A 10,950-nucleotide genomic window follows, 5' to 3' on the forward strand; every position below is an offset into this window, starting at 1 on the left:
CGCACTAGATCATCCGGCGCCGTACCCGCCACACCACCACGCCGATCAGGATCGCCGCGACGGCGACGAACACTGCCGCCTCGATGAGCTGGAACGTCCAGAACCGGTCGGCGGGGTGGTAGACGCCGAACCGCTGGATGCCGCGCGCGTGCAGGAACTGGTTGAGGTTGGTGCCGGCCCGGTCGGCGGCGCCTGCCAGTTCGTCGTACTCGGTCCGGCTCAGCCTGCGCCCGGTGGCGTCCGCGTAGCCGTGTTCGATCACCCAGTCGGCGATGCCGGGCCGCTGCCCCGCCTGCTCCTGCGCGCCGCCGGACCGGACCGGCGTCATGGCGGTGAGCGGCGTGGCGTACGCGGGGCGGGCCAGCAGCGCCACCGACATCCGGGCGGCGAGGAACGCCCCGAAGGCGACGCCGAACGCGGGCAGGCTGCGCCGCAGGACCGCCCCCGCGGCGGTGGCGACGCCGAAGGCGAACAGCGCGTACGCCACCGGGACGAGGCCCTCCAGGTCGAAGGCGTCGTACTGGAACCGCCCCTCCCACGCGTCGAACGGCTGACGGAACCAGGTGAGCACAGCGGTGAACATCCCGGTGAGCGCGACGGTCACGCCGGCCAGCGCCGCGAGCTTGGCCGCCAGCCAGCGCATCCGCGGCACGGCCTGTGTCCAGGCGAGCTGCCAGGTGCCGTCCTCCAGCTCGCGCGCGAGCAGCGGCGCGCCGAGGAACGCGCCGATGACGACGGGGACCAGGTAGAAGGCCGCCAGGAGGTTCTCGACGTAGCCGTACTGCTCGTCGAGCCGGCGGAAGGAGGCCGCGCAGGCCCCGTCGACGCCGGCCTGCCCCGCGCACCGGGCGGGACCGCCGGGGAACAGGTCGTGGGCCTGCGTCCCGAGCACGAGCAGGGCGACGCCGAACAGGCCGACGAGCAGACCCAGGACGCAGACCTCGCTCCGGTGCTGACGCCAGATCAGCCACGTCATGCCGTCACCTCCGGGGTGAGCGCGGCGTCCGGCTCGGACGGCCGGCGCAGGTACGCCAGCACCAGGTCCTCCAGCGCGACCGGCCGGGCCTGCCACCCGGGCGCGGCGGGGAGCCCGCCGTCGCGTACCAGAAGGGTGGTGTGCCGGTCGCTGTGGACGGCCTCCACGACGGCGCCGGACCGGTCGGGGTCGTGGGCCGTGCGCGGGCCGACGAGCAGCCGGTGCTCGGCGAGGAGGGTGTCGATGTCGCCGGTGAGCGTGACCCGGCCCTGGTTGAGCACGACCAGGTGGTCGCAGACGCGCTCCAGCTCGTGTACGACGTGGGAGGAGAACAGGACTGTCACCCCGCCCTCGGCCACCGCGCCCATGAGGACCTGGAGGAACTCGTGCCGGGCCAGCGGGTCGAGGCTGGCCACCGGTTCGTCGAGGACGAGCAGGTCGGGCCGCTTCGCCAGGGCCAGCGCCAACGCGACCTGGGCCTGCTGCCCGCCGGAGAGCGCACCGGCCCTGCGGTCGAGCGGGATGCCCAGCCTCGCCAGCCGGCGCTCGGCCAGCCCGCTGTCGAACCGCATGTTGCAGGCCCTGCCGAAGCGGAGCATCTCGGCGACGGTGAAGCGCTTGTACAGCGGGTGGTCCTGGGCCAGGAACCCGACCCGGGCCAGAGTCCGCGGGGTGCTGTCCGTGACGTCGTGGCCGAGGACCTCCACAGTGCCGGTGCTCGGTGCCAGCAGCCCGACGACCAGGCGCAGCAGCGTGGTCTTGCCCGCGCCGTTCGGCCCGACCAGGGCGATCACGCCGCCCGCCGGCAGGGCCACTGTGCAGTCGCGCAGCGCCCAGCCCTTCCGGTACCGCTTGCCCAGACCGTCGGTGCGCAGCGCGAACCCGGTCGCCGTCACGCCACGTCCTCATTCCTCGTCTGCTGGTGGACGGAGGTGAACAACGCGTCGACCGCCTGTTCGTCGAGGCCGGCCGCGTAGGCGCGGCGCAGCCAGGTCTCCAGGCCGCGGCGCAGCGACGTGTACGTCGCCGCCGACATCGCGGCCGACTGCCGCTCGGTGACGAAGGTGCCCTGGCCGGGCCGGCCGGTGACCAGTCCCTCCTGCTCCATCTGCCGGTACGCCTTCGCGACGGTGTTCGGATTGATCGCCAGGTCCTCGACGACCTCGCGGATGAGCGGGAGGCGGTCGCCGGGTTGGAGGAAGCCCAGCAGCACCGCCTGGCGGACCTGCTGGACGAGTTGCAGGTACGGCGGCACGCCGGAGTGGGTGTCGAGCCGGAAGACGAACACGGTCAGCCCCTTCACTGCTTTACTAGGACCATAGTAAAGCAGGAGGGTCGCGTGGGCGGAGTCCTCCGTGGCCCTATCGGTGGCCGGTCGCCTCGGCGACGCGGTCGCGCACCAGCGTCCGCAGTCGCTCCATCGGGTCGCCGTCGCCCGCGCCGAGCCGGTTGCGCAACGCCGCCACCGTCAACCCCAGTTCCGGGTACGCGAACGCGAGGCTGCCACCACTGCCGGCGGTGCCGAACGATCCGTCGTCCTCGACCGCGTACCCGAGGCCGAACGCGCTCTCCTGCCCGAACACCCACTCCTGCGCGCGTACCGCCGGTGCGGACACCTCCCGCATCCGCTCGGCGGAGACCAGCCGCACCCCGTCGACCGGGCCGAGCAGCGCCGCGTACATCCGGGCCACCGCGCGGGCGCTCATCGTGCCGACCGACGGCACGTCGGCGCGCAGCACGTCGGGGCGGGAACCGATGACGGTGTCCGGGCGTACCGCGGGCGGGGCGACCGCGTCGAAGTGCGGCAGGTTGGCCCCGGCCCAGGTCATCAGCGCGGACAGCCCGGCGTCCTCCAGCCGGGCCAGCCGGGGCAGGTCCGCCTCGGGCACGCCGAGGAACAGTTCCCGGTCCACGCCGAGCGGCCCGGCCACCTCGTCGGCGAGCACCCGCGAGACCGGCAGGCCGGTGACCCGCCGGACCACCTCGCCGAGCAGCCAGCCCCACGTCCAGGCGTGGTACGCCAGCCGCTCGCCGGGTGTCCACAGCGGCCGCGCGTCGGCCAGCAGCGCGCACATGCGCGTCCAGTCGGTGAAGTCCTCCGGGGTGACGCCGGCGGGCAGCGCGGGCAGGCCGGCGGTGTGGGTGAGCACGTGCCGCAGCGTGATGCCGTCCTTGCCGTGGCGGGCGAACTCCGGCCACACCGCCGCGAGTGGCAGGTCGTAGTCGAGGCGGCCCCGCTCGGCCAGCACGTGCACCACAGTGGCGGTGAGCCCCTTGCCGGTGGAGACCGCGTGCACGGGCGTGTCGGCGGTCATGGGCCGGCCCGACGTGGTGTCGGCCAGCCCGGCCTGCTCGGTGACGATCGCAAAGCCGTCCAGGTACGCGGCCACCTGCACCCCGGCCTCCCGGCCCGAGGAGACCAGCTCACCGATCGTCGCCCGCACCTCGGCCCGCAGGCCGTCCCACCGCGTGTCCACGATCTCGCAGCGTGCCAGACCGGGGGCGACGGCGTCGTCTGCTTTTCGCCGTCGGCCGTCCGATTCGCGCCGCCACGGTGGCGCCGGTTCGCCCGGCGTCACCGCGTGCTCGTTCGCGGCGGGTCGCCGGGGGATCCCGGTGCCGGCGACCATCAGGCGATGCTCAGCGGGTGACCGCGGTCGGCGTACCGCCGGTGGTGCCCTGGGCAGGCAGCGGGCTCGCGCTGCCAGGGGTGCCCTGGGCGGGCACGGGGCTGGCGTCGCCGGTGAGCAGCCGGGCGCGCAGCGCGGCGATGGTCTCCTCGCCGACACCGAGCCGGCCGGTCACGTAGCCGTGCGGCGAGCCGTGTGCGGCCCGCAGATCGGCCAGCACCAGCCGGATGATGTCGGCGGGCGCCCGCCCGTACGCGGGCCAGCCCGGCGTCGCGCCGCCGTTGCGGTCGGGCCACTCGGCCACCAGCCGGTCGGTGGCCTGCTCGGTGCGCGCGAAGTCGGTCGCGATCTGCTCGTCGTCCACGCCGAGCAGGGCCAGCACCAGCGCGGCGAGCAGCCCGGTGCGGTCCTTGCCGGAGGCGCAGTGGAACACCAGCGGCAGCTCGCCGTACGCGATCACCTCCAGCGCCTGCCGCAGTTCGGCCACGCCGTCCTCGGCCACCTCGGCGTACCGGTCGGCCAGGTAGCGCCACGGGTCCACGTCGGGATCGATGTCGGCCTGCACGTACGGCCGGTGCTCGATGCTCAGGTTGTGCCAGGTCACGCCGAGGCTCTCCGGCGCCCGGCCCCGGTCGGCGATCTCCCACGGGTACCGCAGGTCGATCACCGTGCGGACACCGAGCGCCGCGAACCGTTCCAGATCGTCACCGGCGAGCTTGGCCAGCGAGTCGGAGCGGTAGAGCCGGCCCCGGGCGACGGTGCGGCCGTCGCCGGTCCGCCAGCCACCGAGGTCACGGAAGTTGCAGAGCGTGGCGAAGCCGGGGGGAGTGGTCATGGCCGCACGGTAGCCGGGCGCGGCGGGTCGGGTGGTCCCGCGCGCCCGCGTACCCGGTAGGTTGCCGGGCATGGCGGAGGCGGAGACCGGCCGGGTCGTGGAGATCTGGACCGACGGCGCGTGCAGCGGCAATCCCGGGCCCGGCGGCTGGGGTGCGGTGCTGCGCTGGGGCGGGCACGAGCGGGAACTCTGCGGCGGCGAGGCCACCCCGACCACGAACAACCGGATGGAGCTGACCGCCGCCATCCGCGCGCTGGAGAGCCTGACCCGCCCGGTCACGGTACGGCTACACACCGACAGCACGTACGTGCGCAACGGCATCACCGGCTGGCTGAACGCGTGGAAGCGCAACGGCTGGCTGACCGCCGCGAAGCAGCCGGTGAAGAACGCCGACCTGTGGCAGGCGCTGGAGGCGGCCTGCGCCCGGCACGACGTGACCTGGCTGTGGGTGAAGGGCCACAACGGGCACCCGGAGAACGAACGCGCCGACGCGCTGGCGAACCGGGGCATGACCGAGGCGCGGGGCGGTGTGGCCGCCACCCCGCGCGCGCGTCAGCGCAGCGGCCGACCCTCCTCGATCTCCTCCGGCTCCTCGGACGGGTCGCCGGCGCCGGAGACCGCAGCGACGTCGTAGCCGGCCCGGCTGACCTCCCGTGCCGAGCGCCGCTCCTCGGCGGGCAGGTCGGCGAAGTCGTCACCGGTGTCGTCTGTGGTGTGCAGGGACTCGCCCGGCGGGCGCAGGGACGCCTCGTACGCGGTCGCGCCGTCGGGCTCGTCGCCGCCCGCGCGGCCGAAGGACTCTTCACTGGTCATGTCGCACTCCTGCCCGCAGCGGGTGACGGCAAACGTCGAGTGGCCCGGGTCCGTTCGGTGGCCTCGTCCGTGCGGTGCCCGTTCAGGTGGCGGCGTCCGGCCCGCGGGCCGCGTCCGGGTGGGTCGGCATCGAGGAGCCGCCCGAGCTGCTGCCGGAGGCGCCGCCCGCCATGCCGGATCCGTCGTCCTCGGTCACCTCGTCCGGTTTCGGCGTGCCGGGGGTGGGCGCCGGCACGTCGGTGTCCGCGGCCGTCTGCACCAGCGGAACCTGCCCGGCCTCGTCCTCGGCGTGCGCCGGGTCGACCGGCTCCTCACCGTCGCGTGCCCGATACCCCACCGGTGCCCCTCCCGTCGATCGGTCGTCGTCCGCGCCGCCTACCCCACCCCACCCCCACCAAACCCCACCCCGGCCGGGAGCGGGCGGGCCCGGGTGGCGTCAGCGGGGGCGGGGGCGGCGTGGCTGGGGGCGGGCCGGGGTCAGGGTCAGGGACCAGTGGGCCGGGCGGCGTAGCCCCGGCGGCAGGACGGTGCGGCGGTCGCCGCGTGCGGCGTCGAGCTGCGACTGGTGGGTGAACAGGCACTCGCCCAGGTCCGTGCCGCGCAGGTCGGCCCCGCGCAGGTCCGCGCCGGTCAGGTCGGCGGCGCCGAGGCGTACGCCCCGCAGGTCGGCGCCGATCAGGCAGGCGCCGCGCAGGTTCGCGCCGGCCAGCGGGGTACGGCGCAGGTCCACACCGATCAGCAGCGCGCCCCGGCGGTCCGGGCCGGCCCGTCCGGCGCGGGCCTGTTCGGCGGCGCGGGACAGCAGGCGGTTGGCCCGGTCCCGGTGTGCGTCGACGTCGAGGGCGAGCAGGTCGTCAGGGGTGCCGTCGGTGAGCCGGGCGGTCTCGTCGAGCGCGGCGGTCAGCTCGCCGCGCAGCGGGCCGGGCGGGGTCAGGCGTACCGCCTCGGTCAGGTACCACAGCAGCTCGTGCAGCGGGCGCAGCACCGCGAAGCTGTCGAACATCCGCTGTGCGGTGGCCGGGTCGGCCCGCCAGTCGCGGCCGGCGAACGTGTGCTGGGTGAGGTGCTGACCGGCGCCGAAGCAGTCGAAGACGGTGCAGCCGGGGAAGCCGCGTTGGCGCAGCTCGGTGTGGATGCCGCAGCGGAAGTCGGCACCCAGGTTCGGGCAGGGCCGCCCGGCCGGCTTGTCGATGGCGAAGTCGGCCGACGCGGTGAACGCCGGCGCGACGCAGCACACCCCGGCGCAGCGCGAGCAGTCCGCCCGCAACTCCCGCCCGCCCACCACGCGCACCCCCACAGTTCCCCCTCCGAACACCCCGCCCATTCTCCCCACCCACCGTCCCCAGCCCACCTCACCCCACCCCGTCGATCATGAGGTTGACGGCGACAAGCCGGCCCGGGAGCCCCGCCAACCTCATGATCGACGGGGTGGGCGGGGAAGGTGGGCGGAGAATGCCCGAACGGCTGACAACGGCTTGAGCGCCTTGCGGCAACGCATTACGAAACCGCTGTACGGGTGGCTGAAAGGCTGACAACCGAATCGCGCCGTTATTGCGCCGATGCATTCCGTAGGCCGGATCGTTGTCAATGCGCGACAACCGGAACGGCCGTTACCGGAACGATTCTTCTCAGTGCTCCGGAACGCATTACCGTCGGGTGGCAGGGCGTTTTCGTCCCCATCGGGAGGACTGCTCATGAGCGAACTGGCGCACCCACCGGCCGGCCCCGGCCCCGACGTCGAGGCCGTTGTCGCCCCGGCCGGCCGGCCCGGCGAATTCGTCGGCCGGTCACCCAATCAGCTCGCCTGGCTGCGGCTCAAACGCGACCGTACGGCCCGGGCCAGCGCGGTGACGCTCGCCGTCGCAGCGGCCGTGGCGCTCGGCGCGCCGCTGCTCGGCAGGCTCACCGGAATCGACCCGACCGACAAGTTCGCCGGCCGGCTCAACGATTTCGGAATGCCGATCGGATACGCCGGTGGAATCAGCGCCGACCATTGGCTGGGCCTCGAACCCGGCAGCGGCCGGGACATCCTCATGCAACTGGTCTACGGCCTGCGGACGTCCCTGTTCATCGCGTTCACCTCGGCGCTGCTGGCATCGGGAATCGGGGTCGCGGTGGGCGTGCTCGCCGGCTGGGCCAGAGGCTGGCTGGACAGCGTCGTCAACTGGCTGATCGACCTCACGCTGGCGTTCCCGTTCCTCATCTTCGCCCTCGCGGTCATCCCGATCCTCCAGGACCGCTTCTACTCCGACCGGGAGGCGCCGTCGCCCGCGTTCCGGGTGGCCCTGATCGTCGCCACCTTCGGCCTGTTCAGCTGGACGTACACCGCGCGGCTGGTCCGCGGGCAGGTGATCTCGCTGCGGGAGCGGGAGTTCGTCGACGCGGCCCGGGCCGCCGGCGCCGGAACCGCGCACATCCTGCTGCGGCAGCTGCTGCCGAACATCTGGGCGCCGATCCTGGTCACCGTCTCGCTGATGGTGCCGCAGTTCATCGCCATCGAGGCGGCGCTGGCGTTCGTCAACATCGGCGTCACCGAACCCACGCCCGACCTGGGCCGCATGATCTTCAACAGCATCGGCTACGTCGCGAGCGACCCCTGGTACACCCTGTTCCCCGGGTTGACGATCTTCCTGCTGGTCCTGGCGTTCAACCTGCTCGGTGACGCGCTGCGCGACTCGCTGGATCCCCGCTCCACCCGGTAGTCCCCACGGCCGTCACATGCCCGGCCGGCGGGGGCCGCCGGGCAGGAAGGAGCACACCGTGCGCGCACGAACCCGGACACTGACAGGTGTCCTCGCCGCGGCGGCGCTGGTCGCCGCCGGCTGTAGCCCCACCACCGACGACGGCGGGGGCGGCGACGACCAGAAGACCAAGACCCAGAGCGGCTCGATCTCGTACGAGGCCGCCGACAACCAGGGCCCGGCGAAGGACGTCGACGGGGCCGCCCGGGGCGGCACCCTCACCGTCATGCAGCCGGCCGACTTCGAGCACCTCGACCCGGCGCGCAACTACGTGAACGTGCAGCAGGTAGCCGGCGGGCTGCTGTACCGCGCGCTCAACGGCTACAAGGAGGACGGCAGCGGCAAGCTGCTGCTCGTCGGCGACCTGGCCACCAACCCCGGCAAGGACGTGAACGGCGACTGCAAGGTCTGGGAGTTCGCCCTGCGCGACGGCGTGAAGTACGAGGACGGCACGCCGGTGACCAGCAAGGACGTCGCGCACGGTATCGCGAGGTCGTTCGCGGCGAACCTCAACGAGGGTCCGCACTACATTCAGCAGTGGCTCTACCCGGGCGGGGCGTACAACGCCACCTACAAGGGACCGTACGACGGCGGCAAGCCGATGCCCGACGGCGTCACCACCCCCGACGACCGCACCATCCGGTTCACCTTCCCGCAGCCCCACTGCGACCTGCCGTACGCGGCGGCGCTGCCCACCAGCGCGCCGGTGCCCGCGGCGAAGGACACCCGTGCCAACTACGACCTGCGGCCGTTCTCGTCCGGGCCGTACCGGGTGAAGTCCTACCAGCGTGACGTGTCGCTGGAGCTGGAGCGCAACCCCAACTGGGATCCGGCGACCGACCCGATCCGCAACGCGTACCCGGACGCGATCCGGATGACGTTCGGCCTGGAGCAGGCCCAGATCGCCGAGCGGCTGGTCGCCGACGGGCCGGCCGACCAGGCGGCGCTGAGCTGGTCGGACGTGCCGCCGTCGGTGCTGCCCCGCACCACCGGATCCGGCGTCGCCGACCGGGTGGTACGCGGCCCGACGCAGTACAACTGGGTACTGAGCATCAACACCCAGCGGGTCACCGACCTGAACGTCCGGCGGGCGCTGAACTACGCGGTCGACAAGGACGCCCTGCTCAAGGTGCTCGGCGGGCAGGCCGCCGGCTCGCCGGCCAGCACGCTCATGTCACCCACCACCGCCGGTTTCGTGAAGTACGACCTGTTCAACGCCCCGGTCACCGGCGACAAGGCCAAGACCGCCGAGCTGCTCGCCGGCAAGCGGCCGAAGCTGGTCCTCGCCCACTCCAACCTGGAACTGCGCACCCAGCAGGCCGAGGCGCTGCGCAAGAACCTCACCGACATGGGCTTCGACATCGTGATGAAGCCGATCGACAACAGCAGCTACTACGACGAGGTCGGCCGCAAGGACAACCCGTACGACCTGTACCTCACCGGCTGGGGCTCGGACTGGCCCACCGGCTCCACCGTCATCCCGCCGGTCTACGACGGACGGGAGATCGTGGCCGAGGGCAACCAGAACCTGTCGTACCTCAATGAACCGCCGGTCAGCGCGGAGATCGACCGGGTCCGCGACCTGCCGGCCGCCGAGCAGGACGCCGGCTGGATGGCGCTCGACCGCATGATCATGGAGAAGTACGCCCCGGTGGTGCCCTGCTACTACGACGCCACATACGAGCTGCACGGCTCGAAGGTCGGCAACGCCTTCCTCAGCGACGCGTTCGGGATCATCTCGCTCAACGGCATCTACGTGAAGAAGTGACAGCCGCGCGGGGCGGCGGCCACGGCCGCCGTCCCGCGCCCACCCCGGGGGAGGTGTTCCCGTGCTCCGTTTCGTCGTACGGCGGCTGCTCGTCGCCGCCCTGACCCTGGTCGTCATCAGCCTCGTCACGTTCGGTCTCTTCTTCGCGGTGCCGAGCAGCCCGGCGAAGGTGATGTGCGGCAAGAACTGCACGGCCGAGGACATCGCCCAGGTCGAGCGCCGTCTCGGCATCGACCAGCCGCTGCCCCGGCAGTACGCCGACTTCGTCAGCGGCGTCTTCGCCGGCCGTACCTACGGCGAGGGCGACTTCCGGCAGGACTGCCCGGCGCCCTGCCTGGGCTACTCGTTCCGCAACAACCAGCCGGTCACCGAGATCGTCGCCCAGCGCGCCCCGGTGACGTTCAGCATCGTCCTCGGCGGCGCCGTGCTCTGGCTCGGCCTCGGCATCTCGCTGGGCATGGTGTCGGCACTACGCCGGGGTACGGCGTTCGACCGCGCCGCCATCGGCGTCACGTTGGCCGGGGCGTCCATGCAGGTCTACTTCTTCGGGCTGATCCTGCTCTACCTGCTCGTCTACTCCACCGGACTGCTGCCGTTCCCCACCTACACCCCGCTGACCGAGAGCCCGCTGCGCTGGGCGGCCGGGCTGCTGCTGCCCTGGATGACGCTGGGTTTCCTCAACTCGGCGCTGTACGCCCGGCTGTCCCGGGCCCAGATGCTGGAGACGCTGTCGGAGGACTTCGTCCGTACCGCCCGGGCGAAGGGGCTGCCCGCACGCAAGGTGCACACCCGGCACGCGCTGCGGGCGGCGATCACCCCGATCGTCACGATCGCCGGGCTGGACATCGGCACCAGCCTCGGCGGCACGTTCATCACCGAGACCATCTTCGGCCTCCAGGGTCTCGGCAAGGCGACTGTGGAGGCGGTGCAGTTCCTCAACCTGCCGGTGGTGATGGCGACGGTGCTGCTGGCGGCGGTGTTCATCGTGGTCGCCAACATCGTCGTCGACGTGCTGTACGCGGTGATCGACCCACGGGTCCGGCTGAGCTGACGGGAGGAGACGGACATGGTGGAGCTTCCGGCGCCGCGTCGCGGCGACGGTCCCTATCTCCAGGTCAGGGATCTGCGGGTGCGGTTCGACACCGAGGACGGTGTGGTGCGGGCCGTGGACGGTGTGTCGTTCGCGG

At 72.8% G+C, this 10,950-nt stretch carries 12 protein-coding genes and 1 pseudogene; 5 read left to right on the top strand and 8 right to left on the bottom strand.

Going from position 1 to position 10,950, the window contains the following annotated elements:
* Positions 1-4: 4 nt before the first annotated feature.
* The 5 genes from AB0D28_RS26425 to AB0D28_RS26445 all read right to left on the bottom strand — a co-directional run bounded on the left by AB0D28_RS26425 (position 5) and on the right by AB0D28_RS26445 (position 4,441).
* Positions 5-976 carry an ABC transporter permease subunit gene (locus AB0D28_RS26425; RefSeq protein WP_357390039.1) on the bottom strand — a complete coding sequence of 324 codons (972 nt, stop codon included), beginning with the start codon at positions 974-976 and terminating at the stop codon, positions 5-7.
* Positions 973-1,872, bottom strand: a complete 900-nt coding sequence (locus tag AB0D28_RS26430; RefSeq protein ID WP_357390041.1) for an ABC transporter ATP-binding protein — start codon at positions 1,870-1,872, stop codon at positions 973-975. Before AB0D28_RS26430 ends, AB0D28_RS26425 begins: the two co-directional genes overlap by 4 nt.
* Entirely contained in the window at positions 1,869-2,264 is a 396-nt protein-coding gene (locus AB0D28_RS26435) for a GntR family transcriptional regulator (protein WP_357390061.1), read from the bottom strand. Before AB0D28_RS26435 ends, AB0D28_RS26430 begins: the two co-directional genes overlap by 4 nt.
* A 73-nt stretch (positions 2,265-2,337) precedes the next feature.
* Positions 2,338-3,453 (bottom strand): serine hydrolase domain-containing protein, encoded by a 1,116-nt coding sequence (locus AB0D28_RS26440; RefSeq protein ID WP_357390043.1) that lies wholly within the window; start codon positions 3,451-3,453, stop codon positions 2,338-2,340.
* 163 nt (positions 3,454-3,616) lie between these two features.
* Complete coding sequence (locus AB0D28_RS26445) at positions 3,617-4,441, bottom strand: tyrosine-protein phosphatase (protein ID WP_357390045.1); 825 nt, start codon at positions 4,439-4,441, stop codon at positions 3,617-3,619.
* A 70-nt stretch (positions 4,442-4,511) separates the two neighbouring features.
* Here AB0D28_RS26445 and rnhA point away from each other — a divergent pair, with 70 nt between their 5' ends.
* Positions 4,512-5,075 (top strand): ribonuclease HI, encoded by a 564-nt coding sequence (gene rnhA, locus AB0D28_RS26450; RefSeq protein ID WP_357390047.1) that lies wholly within the window; start codon positions 4,512-4,514, stop codon positions 5,073-5,075.
* On the opposite strand, the gene AB0D28_RS26455 is transcribed toward rnhA, so the two are convergent.
* The 3 genes from AB0D28_RS26455 to AB0D28_RS26465 form a co-directional block, all read right to left on the bottom strand.
* Positions 4,994-5,254 (bottom strand): hypothetical protein, encoded by a 261-nt coding sequence (locus tag AB0D28_RS26455; RefSeq protein ID WP_357390049.1) that lies wholly within the window; start codon positions 5,252-5,254, stop codon positions 4,994-4,996. The two genes, rnhA and AB0D28_RS26455, sit on opposite strands and share 82 nt — an antisense overlap.
* Before the next feature lie 82 nt (positions 5,255-5,336).
* The gene (locus tag AB0D28_RS26460; RefSeq protein WP_357390051.1) at positions 5,337-5,591 is read right to left on the bottom strand and encodes a preprotein translocase YidC; all 255 of its coding nucleotides are present in this window, start codon (positions 5,589-5,591) and stop codon (positions 5,337-5,339) included.
* A 99-nt stretch (positions 5,592-5,690) separates the two neighbouring features.
* Entirely contained in the window at positions 5,691-6,545 is an 855-nt protein-coding gene (locus tag AB0D28_RS26465) for a pentapeptide repeat-containing protein (protein ID WP_357390063.1), read from the bottom strand.
* Between the two features lie 403 nt (positions 6,546-6,948).
* Here AB0D28_RS26465 and AB0D28_RS26470 point away from each other — a divergent pair, with 403 nt between their 5' ends.
* The 4 genes and pseudogenes from AB0D28_RS26470 to AB0D28_RS26485 form a co-directional block, all read left to right on the top strand.
* Positions 6,949-7,956, top strand: coding sequence for an ABC transporter permease (locus AB0D28_RS26470; RefSeq protein WP_357390053.1), 1,008 nt, complete (start codon positions 6,949-6,951; stop codon positions 7,954-7,956).
* A gap of 58 nt (positions 7,957-8,014) precedes the next feature.
* Positions 8,015-9,763, top strand: a complete 1,749-nt coding sequence (locus AB0D28_RS26475) for an ABC transporter substrate-binding protein (protein WP_357390055.1) — start codon at positions 8,015-8,017, stop codon at positions 9,761-9,763.
* Between the two features lie 61 nt (positions 9,764-9,824).
* The gene (locus AB0D28_RS26480) at positions 9,825-10,814 is read left to right on the top strand and encodes an ABC transporter permease (protein WP_357390057.1); all 990 of its coding nucleotides are present in this window, start codon (positions 9,825-9,827) and stop codon (positions 10,812-10,814) included.
* A 15-nt stretch (positions 10,815-10,829) separates the two neighbouring features.
* A pseudogene (locus tag AB0D28_RS26485) lies at positions 10,830-10,950 on the top strand (ABC transporter ATP-binding protein); the annotation flags it as partial.

Source organism: Micromonospora sp. NPDC048169, from assembly GCF_040652815.1.
In the GTDB taxonomy this organism is placed as follows: domain Bacteria; phylum Actinomycetota; class Actinomycetes; order Mycobacteriales; family Micromonosporaceae; genus Micromonospora.